We start from the raw sequence: 22,538 nt of genomic DNA on the forward strand, positions 1-22,538 counted from the left end.
CGCCGCATGCTGCGCCCGCTTAGCCTTACCCGCTAAGTAAAATAAAGCCCTGGCGTTATGCCAAATCGCTGACGGAAGGCGGCAATATAGGCGCTGACGTTATCATAGCCACATTCGTTGGCGACGTTAGCGACGGGCATACCGGCCGATAGCGCCTCCAACGAACGGATCACCCTGGCTTGCTGACGCCAGCGGGAAAAACTCATGCCGGTTTCCTGCATAAAGCGTCGGCTAAGGGTGCGGAGGCTTAGGCCCGCCCATGCAGCCCATTCAGTTTGTTGGCGAACATTGGCGGGATCGTTCAATAAGCCATGGGCAATCTTCAGCAATCGGGCATCTTGCGGCAGCGGTAGTTGCAGCGGTTCGGCCTGCTCGCTTCGCACCTCATCAAGCAGAACCTCTACCAAACGTTGTTGCGCCATGTCGAGCGGCGCAGAAAACTGTGCAATGCGTTCAACCAACGCCGAGCTTAAGGCGTTGGCGGCGGTCAGGCGTGGCGTTGCCGCCAGTGTGTTGCAGCAGCTCTCGGGTAAATAGAGGATCCAGCCGATCACTTTGCCGCAGGCCAGTGCCTGATGAGGGCAGTGGGGTGGCAGCCAGCCAAGGTTACCGGCGGTCATTGCCCACTGCTGCCCCGAGGTTTCCAACATCATCATGCCGTGGCTTAACAGATAGACCTGCCCCTGTTGATGCTGATGCCAGGGCGTCAGGTGTTTTTTAGCGTGCAACAAACGTTCGCTGTGCAGTTTCATCAGATTGGCCGATTAGCGTTATTGAATAGCTTGATACGGTTATTATGCCATTGCCGATTGCCTTTATGCTCTTCGGACGCTATCACCCCGGAGAAAACAGCATGATCCACCAAACCCTTGTCCTTACGGCTTTACAGCAAATTGTAGCTAACCCTGAACACCAGCCCGAACTGATCGCCAATCTGTTCAGCCGCCACTATCACCAGACGGTGGATGGTCATACGCTAGATTACCCGCAGTTTATCCAGCATATGGCCTTGCTTAAACAGATCACCTGCAGCATGCAGCTTGAGATCCTCGCCATCGCCGCTACTGGGGAAAATGTTCTCACCCATCATTTAGTGAATATTGAAAAACGTGATGGCAGCCAGAGCCAGATCAGGGTGTTGGCTCATTTCACCGTGCGTGATGGCCAGATCCAATCCTGTGTTGAATTGACGCAGTTGCTGGCCGGTGAACACCAGGACCGGGATTTGGGGGCGCGCCGATAACTGGCATTTCCGTGTGGTTGTCTATACTTAACCGCAGGTCATCACATTGGAGAGCACTATGCCGAGTAAACCTCCCTACCCGAGAGCGGCGCGTATCAAGGCCGTAGACAAGGGCGAAGTGGGCAAGCAGGTTCGTTGGTATGAGCTACGGGCCGATCACCCCAAACCCGATACGCTGATCAGCGAGCATGAAACCGAGCAAGAAGCGTTAGACGCCAAGCGGCGTTACGAAGATGAAAGCCTGGGCGAATAGCCAGCGGTGTAACAACAAGTGGCCGGTATAAACCGGCTTCATTTTTTCAACTGCGTTCTACTATCCATGACCGGTTTTTCCCCGCCTTTGGGTCCATCCTCATCATTCTGTTCGAGACTTCTCGCGATTTATATCTTGCGCAATCTTTTAATAGCGGCATCCGCCGCGCTGATGATTTGGTGAATATTGGTATCTTATGCTGATATTAACGCTGTAAGACGGATATAAACCAACTCGCTCGAAAAATAACTTGGCGATCTGTGCAGTATTTTCAATATTAAAGCATCATTCGCTGTGATTTCACCGTGTAATAAAAATAAACTGCTTGACGATAAGAGGTGTGGGTTTTAGGTTTCTAAATATTGATTGGGAACTAGGTTCCATATAGTGGAACAAGGCGAGCCATGACTACCTTGGAAAATGCGGCTGCGGTATTAAAACTATTTTCTCAACGGCAGATAACGCATGGCCAAGGGGGGATTTCTTTTACTGATGTCGTCGAAAGGTTGAGGCTGCCAAAAAGCACCGTATCGCGCCTGCTACAAACGATGGAAAGCCAGGGGCTGTTAGAGCGGGATCCGCAAAGCCGTCAGTACCATATTGGCTATCTGCTGCTTGGGGTGGCCAGCCATTATCTTTCCACTCCGCTGGTGGAAAGTGCCACGGCGGCGATGATGCAGCTTAATCAGTTAACCTTCTGTACCGGCTATATATCGGTGTTGGAGGGGCGGGAGAATTGGGTGATGCGTACGCTGCCTGGCCGCCATTTCTTACAGGTGGTGACACCGGTGGGGGCCAGTTCGCCAGCGGCAGAAACCTCTGTGGGGCGCGCGATACTGGCGCGGGAAAGTGATGAGCAGGTGCGTGAGCGTTTCGCAGCTGGCTACCAGGTCGCTTCGGCAAACTCTCCCAAAACGCTGGAGGCGTTGCTGCAAAAGTTGGCAACCATTCGGCAGCAGGGCTGGTCATTGGCCCGTAATGAAACGCTGCCGGGTATCAGTTCGTTGGCAACCTCGGTGAGGAATAAGCACCGTAGTGAGACGGTGGGGTTATGTCTCTCTTTCCCCTCACAGACCGAGGAGCAACCTTATTCTCCCCAGGTGCTTGAGGCATTAATGACGGTTTCCCGGCAACTGGCAGAAAAACTCGGTGATGACTATTGGCAACAGATCAATTAGCTCACCGTAAACCGGCTTGATTAGCGCGCCAACACCAGGGCATCTCGCTGATGAGTTAATGGTAGAGAGAGTCGTTCTACCATTAATGCGGCCAAGGCAGGCACTAAATAATTTATTTCACCGCGTAGAGTTTCGAATAATGGAACTCTATCGGCAATCTGTGTCCGAAATATTATTTTTGCCATTTAGCAGGGATATTCACAGGGTGGATTTATGAAACCAGATATAACGAGTAATCCATTGAAAGATATCGGTACGTTACTGGTGATGGTGCTGTTATCCGTCGTCGGGGCGATAATTGGCGTACAGTTGATCACCACCTTGGGCGTGACGCCTAATACTTCGATTATCGGTGCGCTGATCGCCATGTTGCTGGCGCGGATCCCGCTGCGCATGTTCCAACGCTATCGTTCGATACACACTCAGAATCTGGCCCAAACGGTAATTTCCTCAGCCACCTTCGGGGCGGCCAATAGCCTGCTGATGCCGATTGCCGTGCCTTATGTCATGGGACAACCGCAATTGATCCTGCCGATGTTTTGCGGCGTAGCGGCGGCGATGCTGCTGGATGCTTACCTGCTGTACCGGATGTTTGACACTAAAGTGTTCCCGGCGGCCAATGCCTGGCCACCGGGAGTCGCGGCGGCGGAGGCTATCAAGGCCGGTGACCGCGGTGGTAAACAGGCCTGGTTGCTGGTTGTCGGCGTTGCTGTGGGGATTGCAGGCTCCATGTTGAAGATCCCTATGGCGGCCTTCGGTACCGCATTTATTGGCAATATCTGGGCGCTGAGCATGTTCGGTGTTGGCCTGTTGCTGCGTGCCTATGGCCAGCCGCTGACCGGTGTCGACATCAATGCGCACTATATTCCGCATGGCGTGATGGTCGGTGCCGGGCTGGTGGCATTAATCCAGGTGGTGCAGGTGATCCGCAACAAGAATCAAAGTTCGACATCTACCTATACCCAACCTGACAGCGAAGTACGCAAAGCCTTGGGTCTGGGGGCTGTTGGATATGTCGTGATTGCCGGGATGCTGGCTTTGGGGGGCGGGTTATACAGCGAAATGTCGTTGACCATGCTGGTGCTGTTTGTCATCTATGCTGCGTTTGCTGCCTTTGTACATGAACTGATCGTCGGCATTGCGGCGATGCATTCCGGCTGGTTCCCGGCGTTTGCGGTGGCGCTGATCACGCTGATCGTTGGGATCATGCTTGGTTTCCCTCCTCTGGCGCTGTGCATTCTCACCGGTTTTACCGCAGCGACCGGGCCGGCGTTTGCCGATATGGGCTTTGACCTGAAAGCCGGTTTTATCCTGAGAGGTTACGGTAAGGATTTACAGCAGGAACTGCTGGGGCGGCGTATTCAGCTGATTGCCGCCATGCTTGCTTTTGTGATCGCCATTCCCGTGGTTTATCTCTCTTACACCAGCTATTTCCTGCAGGAGTTGATCCCACCGGTGGCCCGGGTATACGCCAAAACCATTGAGGCAGGAGCCCAGCCCGGTATTGCGTCCAGCCTGCTGATTTGGGCTATACCAGGCGCGATAGTGCAGTTTATTGGGGGGCCTAAACGCCAGCTCGGCGTGCTGCTTGCGACAGGTTTGCTGATTAATAATGCCTTGGCAGGATGGGCGGTGCTTGCCGGTATCGCGCTGCGCATTCTGATCATCAAACGCTGGGGGGATAAAGGCCGCGCGCCGATGGAGATCATGGCTGCCGGGTTTATTGCCGGTGATGCGCTATACAACTTCTTCAACTCGATCTTTTCCAGCAAGGGAAAATAACGCCGTGCCTGCAATTGCGGGAGGCATAAACCTATCAGGCAACATTTGCGAGGGATTAACATGAGTTTGCAACAAACGCTGCAGGTCTTTGAGCTGATTGATAATGCCTATGTCAAAGGGCAGGACGTAGTCGATCTGTTTGCCCACTACCCGTCGGTCAAGGCCAGCACTCATCGTGTCAGCGGTGAGAAGGGCACCACGGACTTTGTCCGCATCGAGATCCCTGGCAGTGCGGGCAAGCAATCCGGTGGTGATGCGCCAACCTTGGGAATTATTGGCCGGTTGGGCGGCATTGGAGCTAGGCCCACGCGTATAGGATTGGTGTCAGACGGTGATGGGGCGATTGCGGCGATCGCCAGTGCGCTAAAGCTGGCAGAAATGCAGCGCAAAGGTGACGTTCTGCCTGGTGACGTGGTGATCACTACGCATATTTGCCCGAACGCACCCACTCGCCCACACGATCCGGTCGATTTTATGGATTCACCCATCGATGACGTTACGATGAATGATAACGAAGTGGTGCCGCAAGCCGATGCCATTTTGTCGATCGATACCACCAAGGGCAATCGTATTATCAACCACAAGGGCTATGCACTATCACCGACGGTGAAACAGGGCTACATCCTGCGGGTGTCGGAAGACCTTTTGCGTATCATGGAAATGACCAGTGGCCGCCCGGCAGTGACCTTCCCGATCACCATGCAGGACATTACGCCCTATGGTAATGACGTTCATCACCTCAACAGTATCCTGCAACCCTCAACCGCTACGGCAGCGCCAGTAGTAGGTGTGGCAATCTGTACTGAGTCGGTAGTGCCGGGCTGTGGCACCGGTGCCAGCCATGAAGTGGATATCGCGCTGGCGGTGAAGTTTGCGGTGGAAGTGGCCAAAGAGTTTGGGCGTGGTACCTGCAGCTTCTACGATCCTGCTGAATATGACCGTCTGCTGGCGCTTTATGGCAGCCTGAGCCATTTTCAACAGCGGAAATAACCGTGATGTCTGCCAGACTGAATGAGCAACAGAACGCCGAACGTTGGTCATCGAACTCATTGTTTGATCCCGCTCATGTTTTGCCGTGCGTAACGATCGCATTTCGCATCAAAAACCAGTGACAGACCCGGATTCATCCCCCAATATGGAGATCCCTCAAAGATGATTACGCAGGTGCCAGTCTATGCTGAAAGTGAACGAGTATTTTGCCGGGAAAGTGAAGTCTATCGGTTACGATAGTAGCAGCATCGGTCGTACCAGCGTCGGGGTGATGGAAGAGGGTGAATACACCTTCGGTACCGCACAGCCGGAAGAGATGACGGTGATCACCGGGGCATTGAAAGTGCTGTTACCGGGCGCACCGGATTGGCAGGTGTTTACGCCAGGCGAGAAGTTCTTTGTGCCTGCGCAGAGTGAATTCAACGTTCAGGTTGCCGATGCGACGGCCTACCTGTGTCGTTATCTGAGTAAGTAATCAGTGCAGTTTGGCCGGGAATGAAGATTTTCCCCGGCATTCCCCAGAGGGCGCAACGTGTTGCGCCCCTTCTGTTTTAGCGCTGTGCTTCGCCACCCAAGGCTTCGATGGTGTTGCTGATCAAGGCCGCCAGTTCGCTGGTCATCAGGATGAAGTCGGCGTCGAAACGCTGGGCAAAATCTTCACGATCGATATCGTCGTTCTGATCGCGCAGGGTATCGGCAAACTTCAGGCGCTTGAGTGAGCCGTCGTCGGCCAGCACCAGTTGAATGCGTTCCTGCCAATCTACCGCCAACTTGGTCACCAGCTTGCCCGCTTCGATATGCACGGCAATCTCGTCGCTGATCAGGTTCTGCTTCTTACAGCGGATCACCCCGCCTTCTTCCAGAATGGCTTTCAGTTCGGCCTCATCCTGAATGATAAAACCGGCTGGCAGTTCGCCGGAGCGGACCCATTCGGTCAGCGTCAGCTCGATCGGGCTTTCCATGGTCAAAGGTACCACCGGCAGAGAACCCAGGCTCTTACGCAGCAGCGCCAGCATATCTTCGGCGCGCTTGGCGCTGGCGGCATCGACCATAATCAGATCGTTAACGGTATCGATCCACATATAGGTCTGGTTGAAGCGGCTGAAGGCGCGCGGCAGCAGGCTATGCAGCACTTCATCTTTCAGGGAGTCTTTCTCGGTTTTTTTCAGCTTGCGGTGCTGTTCGCCTTCCAGCTTTTCGATCTTGGCCTGTAGCTCTTGTTTCAGCACCGGAGAGGGCAGGATCTTCTCTTCTTTACGGGCGCAAATCATGATCTGGCCGTTAACCGCGTGCGTCAGTGCGTCGCTGTGAGAGCCCATCGGGGAAACCCAGCCGGTTTTCGCCATGTCCTGGCTGCCACATGGTGTGAAGGCAAAGGCGCTGAGCTGTTTTTCCATTTCATCCGCAGTTAGCGCAACGTCGCGGCTCAAACGGTAAACCATCAAATTCTTAAACCACAGCATAATGTTATCCCAGGCTGGGCGTGCATTTGGCACGCAGATTCATCAAAAGCAGGGCGGCATAATAACGAATTGACGCTGAAAAATCGCCTCATTCCCGCTGATTTGCGTCCGCTGCCGCGTTTCACACAGCCAGATAGGGGAATTGCCATTGGCGTCACGTTTGCTGAGCATGGCTTGAGCCGGGCTATGGGGTACACTGGGCGGAAAATTTTTTGCCGTGCTGAATTGGGGAGAGAAATTGTGCGTATTGGTATCGATCTGGGTGGCACCAAAATTGAAGTGATTGCATTGGCTAACGATGGCGCAGAGCTGTTCCGCCATCGCATTGCCACGCCGCGCCATGATTATCAGCTGACGCTGGAGGCTATCTGCGGGTTGGTGAAGTTGGCGGAGGAAAAGACCGGCCAGCAAGGCTCGGTGGGGGTGGGGATCCCTGGCACGTTGTCGCCCTTTACCGGCCTGGTAAAAAACGCCAACTCTACCTGGCTGAATGGCCAGCCGGTGGATAAAGACCTCTCCACTATGTTGCAGCGCGAAGTGCGGCTGGCCAACGATGCCAACTGCATGGCCGTATCGGAAGCCACCGATGGTGCCGCAGCAGGAAAACCAACCGTGTTTGCGGTGATCATTGGCACCGGATGCGGTGCTGGAGTTGCGATAAATGGCAAGGTGCACTCTGGGGGCAACGGTATTTCCGGCGAGTGGGGCCACAACCCGTTGCCGTGGCTGGATGAGGACGAACTGCGTTTTCGCGCCGAGGTGCCCTGTTACTGTGGCAAGCAAGGCTGTATTGAAACCTTTATCTCCGGGACCGGTTTCACTACCGACTATGCGCGGCTGAGCGGTCAGGCTCTGAAAGGTCACGAGATCATGGCACTGGTGGCGCAGCAGGACGCGGTGGCAGAGTTGGCTATTCAGCGTTACGAAATGCGGTTGGCGAAGTCACTGGCGCACGTGATCAATCTCTTTGATCCCGATGTGATCGTCCTGGCTGGCGGCATGAGTAACGTGGATCGGTTGTATCAAACGGTGCCGTCACTGGTGAAGCCTTGGGTATTTGGCGGCGAGTGCGAAACGCCAATCCGCAAGGCAATTCACGGTGATTCCAGCGGTGTGCGCGGTGCCGCCTGGCTCTGGCCCCAGGTATAACAAACTTACCGTAGGGTGTCAGGCTGACCGTAGGGGTTACAGATTGCCTCCCATACCTGACCATGACTCCGCACCGGTTTTTGGGGAGAGGGCTGGGGTGAGGGGGAACAGCCTTCTCTGGCTAACCATTGATCATCCAAACGGGCACTGCATGCAGTGCCCGTTGTGATCCCCAGCCTCACTCCTTCGGCGTGTAATCCTTTTCGCTTTCGCTGCGTACCCGCTCGATATGGATGGTCAGAAACAGCATCTCTTCGCTGGTCAGCTGATGCTGGTAGCTCTTCTCGATGTGCTGGTTGATCTTGCCGGCACAGGCGAATGACTCGCGGTATTTCTCCTTCACCACCTGATACAGCGAATCGTCCTCGCTGTTGACGTAATTCTTGCCTAACAGGCGCTGGGCAAAGAATTTCAGGTGGGTGACAAAGCGATGGTAGCTGAGCGATTCCTCGTTGTAGTCAAAACGGAAATGGTATTTGACGATATTGAGGATCTCCTGCATCACGCGGGTGATATGCAGGGTGTTGTGCATTTCGTCATTGAGCTGCGCGTTGACCAGGTGCAAAGCGATAAACCCAGCCTCGTCTTCCGGCAGCGTGGTTTCCAGGCGCTGGGCGATGATGGTCAGCGCCTCCAACCCAATGGCAAACTCGTTTGGATAGAGTTTTTTAATCTCCCACAGCAGCGCGTTCTTGATATCCAACCCTTGCGCGTGGCGTTGCAGCGCAAAATGGATATGGTCGGTCAGCGTGATGTAGACAATGTTATGCAGTTTCCCCGGCAGCCGCTCGCGGGCGAGGGTGATGATCTTGTCCGCGGTGGTCACGCACGCCAGAGGGATCTCCGCCAGCAGTTCTTTGTAACGTTCGCTCATTTCGCCGCTGTTGAGGGTGAACACCTTTTCGATCAGGCTTTCATCCACACTTTCCCCGGCTTTCTTTTGAAAGCCAATGCCACGCCCCATAACCACCGTTTCTTCCTGATGGTCATTCAGCGTAATCACTACGTTATTATTGAGTATTTTAGCGATTTTCATGGCTATTCCCGGCCCGCTGAAAACGAAAAAACCCGACGTCCAGGAGCGATCCCGGAGGTCAGGTTTTGCCTGTATGCACAGTGACAATCCTGTAATCATTATCATGATAACCGTTGTCGGCTCTGGCTCAATGCTTTTCAGCCTGTACTGTCGCCGCGATCACACTTCTGGCCGTAGTTACCTCTTGACGTAAACCTCAGTCGCGGTCATTCGATGCGAAACTGCGCGTCCAGTCGGCTGACCCCCAGGCCATTGACCTTTTTCACCTTAATCTGCACCGGGATGCGCTCCTTCATTGCCTCAACGTGGCTGATCACACCGATGGTTTTGCCGGTGGCGTTAAGGCTGTCCAAGGCGTCTAGCGCGGTATCCAGCGTCTCGGCGTCCAGCGTGCCGAAGCCCTCATCCAGGAACAGCGAATCGATGCTGGTCTTGTGGCTGACCAGATCGGACAAGGCCAGCGCTAGCGCCAGACTCACCAGGAAGCTTTCACCGCCGGAAAGGGTACGGGTATCGCGCAGAGCATCTGCCTGCCAGGTATCTACTACCTGTAGCTCCAGCGCATCACTGGTTTTGCGCTGCAACAGATAGCGCCCGTGCAGGCGGCCAAGCTGGTTGTTGGCCAGGTACACCAGATGATCCAGGGTCAGGCCCTGAGCGAACTTGCGGAACTTGTCGCCCTCTTTGGAACCGATAAGCTGGTTGAGCAGGCTCCAGTCGTCGTACTGCTGCTGGCTTTGGGCGATCTGTTCGAACAGGGACTGTTGATTCAGGCGGCGCTCGGCATCGCTGCTCAGTTGGTTACGTACCTCGCCCTGGCGCAGCTGTAATGTTTTCAGCCGCTCTGCCAGTTCGCTGAGCGCGGTGGTGAGTTGCTCAATATTGACCTGGTTTTCATCCAGATCCGCAGGGCGTTCCAGACGGTGCTGTTCCAGAGCTTGTACGGCCTGCGCCAACAGCGTTGTGGCCCGCACCTGACGCTCCTGCAACTGCTCTTTGTGCTGCTGTAAGCGCTGGCGTACGTCGTCATCCAGCAGCGCGGCGTTGAATGCGGCCTCATCATCGAAGGTGCTGCTGGCCAGGGCCTGCTGCCATTGCTGTTCGGCCTGTTGCCCCCGTTCGGCTTGCTGTTGTTGCTGTTGCTGCAAACCGACCCACTGGCCAGCCAGGCGATCGCGCTGCTCCTGCGCTTTGTGCAATTGCTCCGTGGCCTGCTGCAAGGCGTGCTCTGCGGCGATTTGTGCCGTGCGTAGCTGCTCACGGGCTTCAACCACCGTTCGCTCACCAAACAGCGCGATGCGTTCGTTACGCTGTGCCAGCAGCTGAGTTTCATTCGTCAGGCACTGCTGTTGCCACTGCGCCAATTGGCGTTGAGTTTCCTGCTGGTTTTTCTGCAGCAGTTCAAAGCGCTCATTCAACCTTGCCGCTTCCTGTTGCGAACTCTGCTGTTCGGTTTGCAGGGCATTCAGGGCATCCTTCGCCAGTTGCACGGCCTTGGCGAGCCGTTCGTGTTGCAACAGCAGTTGCTGACCGGCCTGTTCCTCACTATCGCAAGCCTCCAGCCAAGCGGTTAACCGGGCGCTGTCTTGCAGCGTAAAGTCGAAGGCCAAGGGCGCGCTGAGGGTTTGCCAGTTTTGCAGATAGCTTTCCTGCTGCTCGAGTTCCTGGTTCAACTGTGTTTGCAAGCGTTGCTGCTGCTCTTTCAGGCTTTCACTGCGTGCACGCAGCTCTGTTCCTTTAGTGTGCAGCTCTTCGGTTTGGGCGCGCAATTGAGCGACGCGCTGCTCCGTTTCTGACGGTTTGACAGCCTGATATTGCTCGATCGCCGGATGGTGCGTGGAGCCGCACAGCGGGCAGGGGGCATCGGTTTGCAGACGCGCCCGTTCGGCTTCCAGACTGACGATGCGTTTTTCCAGTTCGAGTGTCTTCTCAACGTCTGTCAGGTGCGCTTTTTGCTGTTTATACTGCTGGCGCACCGCATCGAGCTGGGTTTCTACTTCGGTCAGCTGTTTTTGGCGCGAAGTGAATTCGAGCCGCTGTTGCTCAAGGCGCTGCTGGCTCTGCTGGAACAGTAAGGTCAGTTTCGACAACTGTTGGCGAACCGGGCGCAAGCCACTCAGTTCGGCCTGGCGGTGACGCAGTTTCTCCAGAGGGGATTGCGCCTCTAACGTGGCTTGCTGCTGGAGTTGGCTATCCAGCGCCGCCGTGAGTTCAAGCTGCCTGGTCTGATATTGACCCGCCAGGGTAGCCAGTTGGCCGCGTCTTTCGGTGAGTTGTTCCAGCGTACGCCGCAGCTCATCGCTCTGCTGTTGGCTCTCTGCATGCTGTTTATGCGCTTCTGCCAGTTGGTTTTGTAACTGAGCAATCTGATGATCGAGCGGCAACACCTTGTCATCCATCAGCGTCTGCTGCTGTTGCTGATGTTCCGCCTGAGCCTGCCTGGCCTTTTGCGCCTGCTCCAACTGCTGTTGTAACGGGGTCAGTTCGGCTAATTGCTGCTGTTGCTGTTTTGCCAACAATTCGATCTGCCGTTGCAGCGCCAAATGTTCTTGCTGACAACGATTACGCTCATTGAGCAACGGGCGCAGTTTCTCGGCGGGCTCACTGCGAGCTAATTGCTGCAACTGCGGTTCGGCCAGTTGATACTCCTGCTGCACGCCAGACAGCTGTTGCTGATAATCCTGGGTCTGTTGCTGGATGGCGTGCCAGCGTTGCAGCCAGCTCAACTGATGTTGTTGCCGCTGTGATTGTTGGCTGAGAAGTTGCTCTTCAGCGCCGAGCTCGTTGAGCTGGTTTTCCAACGCCTGGCGCTGCTCATCATTAAGCAGTTCAATCCCACTGGCACGGTGGTGCAAAGCGTCCAGATCGCTTTTCGCCTGTTTGTGCTGTTCGAATACCTGTGCCGATAGCCGTCCATAAATTTCGGTGCCGGTCAGTTCTTCCAACAGTTCGGCACGTTCGTTGGCCTTGGCGTTCAGGAAGGCGGCGAACTGGCCCTGTGACAGCATCATCGATTTGGTGAAGCGGCCGAAATCCAGCCCGGTGATCGCGGCAATCAGCTCTTTTTTATCGGAAATTTTATCCGCCAGGATTTTGCCGTCTGCCCGCAGTGCCAGCTCCACCTTGGGAGCCTGCAGGTTGCCGTCCGGATCGTTTTTCGCCCGGCGTTGGCTCCAGAAGGCGCGATAGCCGACGCCTTTGACCTCAAACTCCACTTCGGCCAGCGATTCGGCGGTGTGGCGGGTCATCAATTCATTCTGGCTGGCACTGACTTCCAGGCGTGGTGTCTGGTGATAGAGGGCCAGGCAGATGGCGTCCAGCAGGGTGGTTTTACCCGCTCCGGTGGGGCCGGTAATGGCAAACAGGCCGTTGCTGGCGAAGGGTTCCGCCGTGAAGTCGATTTTCCACTCGCCCTGTAGCGAGTTCAGGTTTTTCAGCCTTAGGCTCAGGATCTTCATGCTGATGGCTCCTCATGGTGATGCAAGGTTTCTACCACCTGCTGGAACATCTGCCGCATCTGTTGTTGGCGCGGTTCGGCCATCTCGGCTTCCAACGCCAACCGGCGCTCGAAGACTTCGCCCACGCTTAATTCATTCAAGGTTTCTTTATCCTGCTGGGCAATGGTCTGGCTACGTTGCTCTTTACTGCGTCGCAGCAGCACCACTTCAACCGGTAAATCTTCCGCCAACTGTTGGATGCGGCGCTGAATATCGCTGAGGTAATCCTGGGTGGCCACTTCGATATCCAGCCAAACCGGAAGTTCGCCCTGATAATCGGCAAACTGCTGTAATTGCGCCTCGATTTGCTGCAAATTACCTTTGATCAGCTGCATGGGCTGGAAGGTTGGGATCTCCAGTGGCGTGATCTGTTGCAATGCTCCGTCGGCAAAATCGACCATAAACACGCTTTTGGCTTTGCCTAACTCGTCAAAGCTCAGTGGGATTGGCGAGCCGCTGTAGCGGATGTGCTCGGATTTGGCGACGTTCTGCGCACGATGGATATGCCCCAACGCAATGTAATCGGCAGGAGGGAACGCTTGAGCCGGGAAAGCGTCCAGCGTGCCGATATAGATATCCCGTACCGAATCCGAGGTGGTGACGCCTACTGTGGTTAAATGGCCAGTGGCGACGATCGGCAGTGGCAAACCCAACGCATCACGGCGCGCACAAGCTGCCTGATACAGGTTTTGGTAATGCTCGGCGATGGCTTCTTGCAGGGCCTGCTGCTTTTGGTTGCCAGACTCACCGGCGCGGCTGGTGAGCAGATCCCGTGGGCGCAGGAACGGGATGGCGCAGAGCACCGCACCAGGTTGGCCATCAAGCTGGTTGAGCACCACGATTTGCTGCTCAAGCTCGCTTTGCGCGTTGGCAATCACGGTGGTGTTCAGGCAGGAAAGCAGCTCACGCGATTCATTCAGCGTGGCTACGGAGTCGTGGTTGCCGCCCAGCACTACCAGTTGGCAGCCGGTGCGTTGCAGCTCCACCACAAAGCGGTTGTACAGCTCGCGGGCGTAGCTGGGTGGGGAGCCGGTATCGAACAAATCGCCTGCGACGATCAGCGCATCCACCCGCTGCTGTTCCACCTGTTCGATCAGCCAACCTAAGAAGGCCTGATGCTCGGCGGCGCGGCTTTTGGTGAAAAAGTACTGGCCCAAATGCCAGTCGGAGGTATGGATCAGGCGCATAAAACTCCCAGGGCGACAACATAATGGCGACGATTATAAAGGGGGGGATCTCTCCTGTCGTGGCTCAATCAAGCAGGGAGCCGAATGATTTTTGTTTGCCGTCAGAAATAATCGCTATGCTTACTGCCATTAATGGGGCTTTTTTTTCATAAAAGTGTCACAAAACTGACGCATAATGGCGACCGCAATCAACTGAGATCGCTAACACATTGGCAGGATTGACGATGGCAAGACGCATACTGGTGGTGGAAGACGAAGCGCCGATCCGTGAGATGGTGTGCTTTGTGTTGGAACAGAATGGTTACCAACCGTTGGAAGCCGAGGATTATGACAGTGCCGTCACGCGCCTGTCTGAGCCGTTCCCTGATTTGGTGTTACTGGACTGGATGTTACCGGGGGGATCCGGCATTCAGTTTATCAAGCATATGAAGCGCGAGGCGATGACCCGGGACATCCCGGTGATGATGCTGACCGCGCGCGGTGAAGAAGAAGATCGGGTACGTGGCCTGGAGGTTGGCGCGGATGATTACATCACCAAACCTTTCTCGCCCAAGGAGTTGGTGGCACGTATCAAGGCGGTGATGCGCCGTATTTCACCGATGGCAGTAGAAGAAGTGATTGAAATGCAGGGGCTAAGCCTGGATCCTTCCTCGCACCGGGTGATGGCCAATGAGCAGGCGCTGGAGATGGGGCCGACCGAGTTCAAACTGCTGCACTTCTTTATGACTCATCCGGAGCGTGTTTATAGCCGCGAACAGTTGCTTAATCACGTCTGGGGCACTAACGTTTATGTGGAAGACCGCACCGTTGATGTGCATATCCGCCGGCTGCGTAAGGCGCTGGAGACCAGTGGTCATGACAAGATGGTTCAAACCGTTCGCGGCACCGGTTATCGGTTCTCAACGCGCTACTGATCGCACTGCGCTGGAGAGGTTACCGTGCTAGAACGTTTATCGTGGAAGAGGCTGGCGCTGGAGCTGGCCCTTTTCTGCCTGCCTGCCTTATTGCTGGGGCTGATTTTCGGTTATCTGCCCTGGCTGCTGTTGGTTTCGGTGCTGGCCGCGCTGGCCTGGAACTTCTATAACCAACTCAAACTTTCCCACTGGCTGTGGGTGGACCGCAGCATGACGCCGCCGCCGGGCCGCTGGAGCTGGGAGCCGCTGTTCTATGGTCTGTACCAGATGCAGCAGCGTAACCGTCGCCGCCGTCGTGAGCTGGCGCTGTTGATCAAACGCTTTCGCAGCGGGGCCGAATCCTTACCGGATGCGGTGGTGATGACCACCGTTGAGGGCAATATCTTCTGGTGTAACGGCCTGGCACAGCATCTGCTGGGCTTTCGCTGGCCGGAAGATAACGGCCAACACATTCTCAACCTGCTGCGCTATCCGGAATTCAGCCATTATCTGCAACAGCAAGAATTTACCCGGCCGCTGACGTTACAGCTGAATAACGAGCACTTTGTCGAATTCCGTATCATGCCGTATTCCGAAGGCCAACTGCTGATGGTGGCACGTGATGTGACCCAGATGCGTCAACTGGAGGGGGCCAGACGCAACTTCTTTGCCAACGTCAGTCATGAGCTACGTACGCCGCTAACGGTGCTGCAAGGCTATCTGGAAATGATGAGCGATGAAGAGCTGGATGGTTCGCTGCGTGGCAAAGCCTTGGGCACCATGCAAGAGCAGACCAAACGCATGGATGGGTTGGTAAAGCAGTTGCTCACGCTCTCCAGGATCGAGGCCGCGCCAAACGTGGATATGAACGAGAAGGTCGATATTCCGTTAATGCTGCGGGTATTGCAGCGTGAGGCGCAATCGCTCAGCGGTAGTAATCACCAGATCAATTTCCGGGTGAATGAAAATCTGCAAGTGTTCGGTAATGAGGATCAGCTGCGCAGCGCGGTTTCCAATCTGGTGTACAACGCTGTCAACCATACTCCGGCGGGTACCAACATCGAAGTGAGCTGGCAGCAGACGCCGCACGGGGCCCAGTTCCAGGTCAGCGATAACGGGCCGGGCATCGGTGCCGAGCATATCCCACGCCTGACCGAGCGTTTCTATCGCGTGGATAAAGCACGTTCGCGCCAGACCGGCGGCAGTGGACTCGGGTTGGCGATCGTGAAGCATGCGCTCAGCCATCATGATTCGCGGCTGGAGATCCTCAGCGAGCCAGGCATCGGCACCCGTTTCATTTTTACCTTGCCTAACCGGTTGATTGTTCCCGCGGCTTTAGCAGAGAATGCGGTGAAAAATTAACAGGTAGCCCGCCATGAATCGATTTACCCAAGCTTTGCTGCTTTGCCTGCTGTTGTCGGTTGGCCGCGGGGCCGTGGCTGCACCGGACGGCATGCTTTCCGGTAACCTGTCCAGCGTAGGTTCCGACACCCTGGCCAACCTGATGGCGCTGTGGGGGCAGGATTTCAGCCGGCACTATCCCAACGTGAACTTGCAACTGCAGGCTGCCGGTTCCTCGACGGCACCCACCGCATTGGCGGCAGGAGCTGCACAGCTTGGACCAATGAGCCGGCCAATGAAGGCGGCGGAGGTGTCGGCATTTGAGCACCGCTATGGCTATGCGCCGCTGGCGGTGCCGGTCGCGGTTGATGCGCTGGTGGTGCTGGTGCATCAGGACAATCCGCTACGTGGGTTGAATCTGCAACAGCTGGATCAAATCTTTTCCGCTACCCGCCGCTGCGGGGAAAACACGCCGATTAACCGCTGGGGAGAGCTGGGGCTGCAGGGCGGCTGGCAGCAGCGTGCCTTGCAACGCTTTGGCCGCAACTCCGCCTCGGGTACCTATGGGTATTTCAAACTGCGTGCGTTATGCGGTGGTGATTTTATGGCGCGGGTGAATGAACTGCCGGGGTCGGCCTCGGTGGTGCAGGCGGTGGCCGGATCGTTAAACGGCATTGGCTATGCCAGCATCGGTTTTCGTGCCAGCGGGGTGCGGCTGTTGCCCCTGGCAGAAACGGGTGACCGTTATGTTGAACCTAGCGAAACCAACGTGCGTAACGGCAGCTATCCGTTGGCGCGCTACCTGTATATCTACATCAACAAAGCTCCCAACCAGCCGCTGGAACCTCTGACGGCGGCATTCCTCGACCGTGTACTGTCTGCGCAGGGGCAGGAGCTGGTAAATCACGACGGCTATCTGCCGCTGCCGCCGGCTACGCTGCGCAAAACCCGTACGCTCCTGGGGCTGGATTAGTCCGGCCAACTTGAATTTAATTCAACACCAATGAAAATTTCTCCATTGCCGGGTGACCGGTGACATGAAAGGATGCACTCAAGCAGTGTAGACGTCTGGATGTCTATTTGTAACCCGGCGTAATAATTCAACTTGTCAATGATTGGAACTGATGGCGGCTAGCCCTCAGTGCATCATCGGAGCAGAACATGTCCAAAGCCAGCCATGCCTTTCACGCCGACGTTGTCGGTAGCCTGTTGCGCCCTGCGGCGCTGAAAACGGCCCGTCAGCAGTTTCAGAATGGTGAGATTGACGCGGCTCATCTGCGTGCAGTAGAAAACGAGTAAATCCGCCACATTGTTGGCAAACAGCAAGAGATCGGCTTACAGGTCGTGACAGATGGCGAGTTCCGTCGCGCCTGGTGGCACTTCGACTTCCTTGAAGGGCTTGATGGTGTAGAAGGCTACGACGTGGAGCAGGGCATTCAGTTTAACGGCGTGCAAACCAAAGCCCGCAGCATCAAGGTGACCGGCAAACTGGGTTTTAGCAACCATCCGATGCTGGAGGATTTCCGTTTTCTGAAAAGCGTAGCCGGTGATGCTGTACCGAAGATGACCATCCCGAGCCCGAGCGTGCTGCATTTCCGTGGTGGCCGTAAGGCGATCGACCCTCTGGTTTATCCGGATCTGGATAGCTACTTTGACGATCTGGCACAAACCTACCGCGATGCGATCAAAGCTTTTTACGACGCTGGCTGCCGCTACCTGCAGCTCGATGATACCGTCTGGGCCTATCTGTGCTCCGACGAGCAGAAGCGCCAGATCCGTGAGCGGGGTGAAGATCCTGAGCAATTGGCCCGAACCTACGCAGAGGTGCTGAATAAAGCCATTGCCGGAAAACCGGATGATTTGACCATTGGTCTCCACGTTTGTCGTGGTAACTTCCGTTCCACCTGGATCTCGGAAGGCGGCTATGAGCCAGTAGCGGAAATCCTGTTTGGCCAGGTCAATATTGATGCCTTCTTCCTGGAATATGATAACGAACGATCTGGCGGTTTTGAGCCACTGCGTTTTATCAGGCCGGGCAAACAGCAGGTGGTGCTAGGGTTGATCACCACCAAGACCGGTGAGCTGGAAGATCCGGCGGTGGTGCAACAACGTATCAAGGAAGCAACGCAGTTCGTCGATATCAGACAGCTATGCTTGAGCACGCAGTGTGGCTTTGCCTCTACCGAAGAGGGCAACAGCCTGAGTGAGCAGCAGCAGTGGAATAAGCTGCGTAGCGTGGTCAATATCGCAGCGTCAGTCTGGTAAGCGCCAGTAAAATGAGCACATGACACGCGTTTAGTGTTTGGTTATTGGTGTTTTCACGCACTATGTAACCATTTGTTTCACATTTCGTGAGTGATGTGCTCAAAAATAATACAAATCATGTAGTGCATATTTATTGATAACCCCTATGTTCGACTGGATGAGCAATATTATCTGGACGATCACTCTGCTTTCTGTCCTGCGTATTGCCTTTTGGCACTATAAACGTTTAACTATCCCCCTATTGCCGGACTAAACCTCCATTTTCCTCAGCATTCCGCGGTGATTGCGACCTGGGATTCAGCACGGGAAAAAACGTCTAAAAATCTGCTCGTCATCATGAGTATTCGCCTTTATCAAGGTCAGACGCCGCTATTGCGTGCTGTCTGTTGCCCATGAGTATTACGATGAGAGAGCAGGCCGGCAACCGAACCGAAGTGGGGCACTTTTGCCACCATGCTTATCGGCAATTTTTTATTTCAACAGGCAGCACAACAGATTATGAGTCATCGTTTAGCGTCAAAAGATATTCTGGCTTTGGGTTTTATGACCTTTGCCTTATTCGTCGGAGCCGGGAACATCATCTTCCCGCCGATGGTGGGTTTGCAGTCTGGCGAACACGTCTGGACCGCGGCAATTGGTTTTCTGATCACCGCCGTGGGTCTACCTGTTCTCACCGTGATTGCCTTGGCTCGCGTTGGCGGCGGCGTTGATGCATTAAGCTCACCGATTGGCCGTAGCGCTGGTCTGCTACTGGCAACGGTGTGCTACCTTTCCGTTGGCCCGCTGTTTGCCACCCCGCGCACCGCGACCGTTTCCTTTGAAGTGGGTATTGCGCCGTTGACCGGTGACGGTGCCATGCCGCTGTTTATCTACAGCCTGGTCTATTTCGCACTGGTGATTGGCATCTCGCTCTATCCGGGCCGCTTGCTTGACACCGTGGGCCATATTCTGGCTCCGCTGAAGATTGTGGCGTTGGCCGTGCTGGGGATTGCCGCAGTGTTGTGGCCTGCTGGGACGCCGATCCCGGCGGTGGATGCCTACCAAACCGTGCCGTTTTCTTCCGGTTTTGTTAACGGCTATCTGACGATGGATACGCTGGGCGCCATGGTGTTCGGTATCGTTATCGTTAACGCCGCACGTTCTCGTGGGGTGAAGGACGCTGGTCTGCTGACCCGTTATACCATCCTGGCCGGTTTGATCGCCGGTGTGGGCTTGACGCTGGTCTACCTGAGCCTGTTCAAACTGGGCTCCGGCAGCGGCGTGCTAACGCCGGATGCCACCAATGGTGCGGTAGTGCTGCATGCCTACGTGCAAAATACCTTCGGTGGCCTGGGCAGCTTCTTCCTGGCGGCGCTGATCTTCATCGCCTGTATGGTGACCGCGGTGGGCCTGACCTGTGCCTGTGCGGAGTTCTTTGAGCAATACCTGCCGTTCTCATACAAAACGCTGGTATTCATTCTCGGCCTGTTCTCGATGGTGGTTTCCAACCTCGGCCTGAGCCACCTGATCCAGATTTCGATCCCGGTGCTGACTGCGATCTATCCACCTTGCATCGTGCTGGTGCTGCTGAGTTTCACCCTGCGTTGGTGGACCAGTGCATCACGTATTGTTGCGCCGGTGATGTTAGTCAGCCTGTTGTTTGGTATCCTTGATGCGGTGAAAGCGTCCAACTTCCAGCATTTGATGCCAGAATGGACCAATCACCTGCCGCTGGCGGCGCAGGGGCTGGCATGGTTGCCACCTTCGCTGCTGATGCTGGTACTGGTCGCGATTTATGATCGGGTTTTTGCACGCAGCCAAGTGACTGCTCACCCTTAAACCTACGGTCTGAATTTTAGGCCACGGACTTGTCCGTGGCTTTTTTACGTTTAAATTAAGACGGGTCATTTTCATGCAACAACAGTCACCCACCGCAGCTCCAGCCAATAAGCTCAAGCGTGGCCTCAGCACGCGCCACATTCGTTTTATGGCCCTGGGTTCGGCCATTGGTACCGGTCTGTTTTACGGCTCCGCAGAGGCCATCAGAATGGCTGGCCCCAGCGTCCTGCTGGCTTACCTGATCGGCGGTATCATTGCCTTTATCATCATGCGCGCACTGGGCGAAATGTCGGTGAATAATCCGCAGGCCAGCTCGTTCTCGCGCTATGCCCAGGATTATCTCGGCCCAATGGCAGGTTACATTACCGGTTGGACCTATTGCTTTGAGATCTTGATCGTTGCCATTGCCGACGTGACGGCTTTCGGCATCTACATGGGCGTCTGGTTCCCGGAAGTGCCGCATTGGATCTGGGTGTTGAGCGTGGTGCTGATCATCGGTGCCATCAACCTGATGAGCGTGAAGGTGTTCGGCGAGCTGGAGTTCTGGTTCTCGTTCTTCAAGGTGGCGACCATTATCATCATGATCGTCGCCGGTATCGGCATCATCTTCTGGGGCATCGGCAACGGAGGGCAACCGACCGGGATACATAACCTGTGGGTCAACGGCGGCTTCTTCAGTAACGGCTTTATTGGCATGATCCTGTCGCTACAACTGGTGATGTTTGCCTACGGTGGGATTGAAATCATTGGCATTACCGCCGGTGAAGCCAAAGATCCTAAAGTGTCGATCCCTAAGGCCATCAACTCGGTGCCTTGGCGTATCCTGGTGTTCTACGTCGGGACGCTGTTCGTCATCATGTCCATCTATCCGTGGAACCAGGTGGGGACCAACGGTAGCCCGTTTGTGCTGACCTTCCAGCATATGGGGATCACCATTGCTGCTGGTATTCTTAACTTCGTAGTGATCACCGCCTCACTGTCGGCGATTAACAGCGACGTGTTCGGCGTTGGCCGTATGATGCATGGCCTGGCAGAGCAGGGGCATGCCCCGCAGGTATTCAGCAAAATTTCCAAACGCGGTATTCCGTGGGTGACGGTGGTAGTGATGATGGCGGCCATGCTGATCGCCGTGTATCTCAACTACATCATGCCGGAAAGCGTGTTCCTGGTGATTGCCTCACTGGCGACCTTTGCCACCGTGTGGGTGTGGATCATGATCCTGTTCTCGCAGATCGCTTTCCGCCGCAGCTTGAGCAAGGATCAGGTCAGTAAGCTGGCGTTCCCACTACGCGGTGGGGTATTCACCTCGGTGGTTGCCATCATCTTCCTGGTGTTTATCATCGGCCTGATCGGTTACTTCCCAACGACGCGTATTTCCCTGTATGCCGGGCTGGTGTGGGTCGCGGTGCTGCTGCTGGGCTACTACATCAAGGTGAACCGCCAGAAAAAGCGAGCCGTATTGACACAGTAAGATTGCCCCTCACCCCAACCCTCTCCCACAGGGAGAGGGAGCTGCCCGGAGCACTTGATTGGTTCGTGCTGCTTCGGAAACAGGGGAGTAAAGGCATTACGCAGAAAAATCAGCGAGTCTTCTCATCCAAGGTGCATCACCGCATTTTCAGGCCCACTCGATCGGTCCCCTCTCCCTGTGGGCTGAGGTATCCCCACTAATTTTTTCTTAGTGGTTTCAGAGAATTAGAGCGAGTGTTTTACGATCAATCTGTTCCATTTTGTTCGTAAATTGGCAGTGAGAGAATGACGAACCACTTCTTCTTGTCTGCTTGAGGCTATTTTTTAGTCCGTTTGTGGGTAAAAAAACAGCCTATTTCTCGTCTCAATTTTTATGGGGATTCCTCAGCCCACAGAGAGGGAGCTGCCCGGAGCGTGTAGTTAGCCCGTGCAGTTTCGGAAATCAGAGGGGGAAGAACAAGAAAGGCAAGGTATTACGCAAAGCATTCAACGCACTCGATCGGTCCCCTCTCCCTGTGGGAGAGGGTTAGGGTGAGGGGCTTAATATTGAAGCCAACGCTCCTCACTACCGTATTAGTGTGTTTTCCTCTTCCGTATCGCCATCACCGGCGGCTCTGGCCTCCATCACCAGGTTGCTTTCGCATAACCGTTCTTCCTTCCCTTCTCTGACACAGCGCGCCAGTGCTTCACGAATATCCATCATATTGCTGCTCAAGGCACTGAGCGCCGGTTGCAATGTGCGGCTCATCTGGCTTTCGTCCAGCGTGGCGCTGTGCAGATAGCCAGCAAATATCAGCGTGGCAAATAGGGTGATCAGACGGTGTTTTGACGATGTTAACAAGATGCCTGCTCCGAACGGTAAAATGGCGTGTGAGTATTAATAGCCATTCGGTGGCAGAAAGAAAGTCAGAGGAGATATCTGTTGGCAATCGGTTGAAGATAATTACCAACAGAAATAATTTCGTCAGGCTAG

General features: G+C 55.1%; 18 protein-coding genes and 1 pseudogene. 13 read left to right on the forward strand and 6 right to left on the reverse strand.

Features of this window, described 5'->3' with window-relative positions:
- Nucleotides 1-32: 32 nt before the first annotated feature.
- Entirely contained in the window at nucleotides 33-755 is a 723-nt protein-coding gene (locus AC6HVW_RS22115) for an AraC family transcriptional regulator (protein ID WP_497569670.1), read from the reverse strand.
- 98 nt (nucleotides 756-853) lie between these two features.
- Here AC6HVW_RS22115 and AC6HVW_RS22120 point away from each other — a divergent pair, with 98 nt between their 5' ends.
- The 6 genes from AC6HVW_RS22120 to ppnP all read left to right on the forward strand — a co-directional run bounded on the left by AC6HVW_RS22120 (nucleotide 854) and on the right by ppnP (nucleotide 5,921).
- On the forward strand, nucleotides 854-1,243 hold the full coding sequence (locus tag AC6HVW_RS22120; RefSeq protein ID WP_071683041.1) for a nuclear transport factor 2 family protein: 390 nt from the start codon (nucleotides 854-856) through the stop codon (nucleotides 1,241-1,243).
- A gap of 58 nt (nucleotides 1,244-1,301) precedes the next feature.
- A complete protein-coding gene (locus AC6HVW_RS22125) occupies nucleotides 1,302-1,496 on the forward strand; it encodes a YaiA family protein (protein ID WP_071683040.1) in 195 nt (64 codons plus the stop codon).
- Between the two features lie 404 nt (nucleotides 1,497-1,900).
- Nucleotides 1,901-2,674 (forward strand): IclR family transcriptional regulator, encoded by a 774-nt coding sequence (locus tag AC6HVW_RS22130; RefSeq protein ID WP_071683039.1) that lies wholly within the window; start codon nucleotides 1,901-1,903, stop codon nucleotides 2,672-2,674.
- A gap of 213 nt (nucleotides 2,675-2,887) precedes the next feature.
- Complete coding sequence (locus AC6HVW_RS22135; protein ID WP_071683038.1) at nucleotides 2,888-4,456, forward strand: OPT/YSL family transporter; 1,569 nt, start codon at nucleotides 2,888-2,890, stop codon at nucleotides 4,454-4,456.
- A 60-nt stretch (nucleotides 4,457-4,516) separates the two neighbouring features.
- Nucleotides 4,517-5,446 carry a DUF1177 domain-containing protein gene (locus tag AC6HVW_RS22140; protein WP_021805521.1) on the forward strand — a complete coding sequence of 310 codons (930 nt, stop codon included), beginning with the start codon at nucleotides 4,517-4,519 and terminating at the stop codon, nucleotides 5,444-5,446.
- Between the two features lie 184 nt (nucleotides 5,447-5,630).
- Entirely contained in the window at nucleotides 5,631-5,921 is a 291-nt protein-coding gene (ppnP, locus tag AC6HVW_RS22145; protein WP_021180225.1) for a pyrimidine/purine nucleoside phosphorylase, read from the forward strand.
- Between the two features lie 76 nt (nucleotides 5,922-5,997).
- Here ppnP and rdgC read toward each other — a convergent pair whose 3' ends face one another.
- Entirely contained in the window at nucleotides 5,998-6,909 is a 912-nt protein-coding gene (rdgC, locus tag AC6HVW_RS22150; RefSeq protein WP_021805520.1) for a recombination-associated protein RdgC, read from the reverse strand.
- A 240-nt stretch (nucleotides 6,910-7,149) separates the two neighbouring features.
- Here rdgC and mak point away from each other — a divergent pair, with 240 nt between their 5' ends.
- Entirely contained in the window at nucleotides 7,150-8,058 is a 909-nt protein-coding gene (gene mak / locus AC6HVW_RS22155; protein WP_071683037.1) for a fructokinase, read from the forward strand.
- Nucleotides 8,059-8,236: 178 nt separating this feature from the next.
- Here mak and licT read toward each other — a convergent pair whose 3' ends face one another.
- The 3 genes from licT to sbcD all read right to left on the reverse strand — a co-directional run bounded on the left by licT (nucleotide 8,237) and on the right by sbcD (nucleotide 13,778).
- Entirely contained in the window at nucleotides 8,237-9,094 is an 858-nt protein-coding gene (gene licT / locus AC6HVW_RS22160; RefSeq protein WP_024483904.1) for a BglG family transcription antiterminator LicT, read from the reverse strand.
- A 206-nt stretch (nucleotides 9,095-9,300) separates the two neighbouring features.
- Nucleotides 9,301-12,552, reverse strand: coding sequence for an exonuclease subunit SbcC (gene sbcC, locus AC6HVW_RS22165; RefSeq protein WP_071683036.1), 3,252 nt, complete (start codon nucleotides 12,550-12,552; stop codon nucleotides 9,301-9,303).
- Nucleotides 12,549-13,778, reverse strand: coding sequence for an exonuclease subunit SbcD (sbcD, locus tag AC6HVW_RS22170; protein ID WP_071683035.1), 1,230 nt, complete (start codon nucleotides 13,776-13,778; stop codon nucleotides 12,549-12,551). Before sbcD ends, sbcC begins: the two co-directional genes overlap by 4 nt.
- Nucleotides 13,779-14,002: 224 nt before the next feature.
- Between sbcD and phoB the strand changes: the two genes are divergently transcribed.
- From phoB to proY, 6 genes and pseudogenes are all read left to right on the forward strand, one after another.
- Nucleotides 14,003-14,692, forward strand: a complete 690-nt coding sequence (gene phoB, locus AC6HVW_RS22175; protein WP_021180214.1) for a phosphate response regulator transcription factor PhoB — start codon at nucleotides 14,003-14,005, stop codon at nucleotides 14,690-14,692.
- 24 nt (nucleotides 14,693-14,716) lie between these two features.
- Nucleotides 14,717-16,033, forward strand: coding sequence for a phosphate regulon sensor histidine kinase PhoR (gene phoR / locus AC6HVW_RS22180; protein ID WP_186486895.1), 1,317 nt, complete (start codon nucleotides 14,717-14,719; stop codon nucleotides 16,031-16,033).
- A gap of 13 nt (nucleotides 16,034-16,046) precedes the next feature.
- A complete protein-coding gene (locus AC6HVW_RS22185) occupies nucleotides 16,047-16,985 on the forward strand; it encodes a PstS family phosphate ABC transporter substrate-binding protein (protein WP_071683033.1) in 939 nt (312 codons plus the stop codon).
- A 188-nt stretch (nucleotides 16,986-17,173) separates the two neighbouring features.
- Nucleotides 17,174-18,277: pseudogene (locus tag AC6HVW_RS22190) on the forward strand (cobalamin-independent methionine synthase II family protein).
- A gap of 498 nt (nucleotides 18,278-18,775) precedes the next feature.
- A complete protein-coding gene (gene brnQ, locus AC6HVW_RS22195) occupies nucleotides 18,776-20,095 on the forward strand; it encodes a branched-chain amino acid transport system II carrier protein (protein ID WP_497569668.1) in 1,320 nt (439 codons plus the stop codon).
- 73 nt (nucleotides 20,096-20,168) lie between these two features.
- Entirely contained in the window at nucleotides 20,169-21,566 is a 1,398-nt protein-coding gene (gene proY, locus AC6HVW_RS22200; RefSeq protein WP_071683031.1) for a proline-specific permease ProY, read from the forward strand.
- A 564-nt stretch (nucleotides 21,567-22,130) separates the two neighbouring features.
- Here proY and AC6HVW_RS22205 read toward each other — a convergent pair.
- Nucleotides 22,131-22,406, reverse strand: a complete 276-nt coding sequence (locus tag AC6HVW_RS22205; protein WP_071683030.1) for a hypothetical protein — start codon at nucleotides 22,404-22,406, stop codon at nucleotides 22,131-22,133.
- Between the last annotated feature and the right edge of the window lie 132 nt (nucleotides 22,407-22,538).

The sequence above is a fragment of the Serratia sp. NCCP-200 genome, assembly GCF_059697885.1.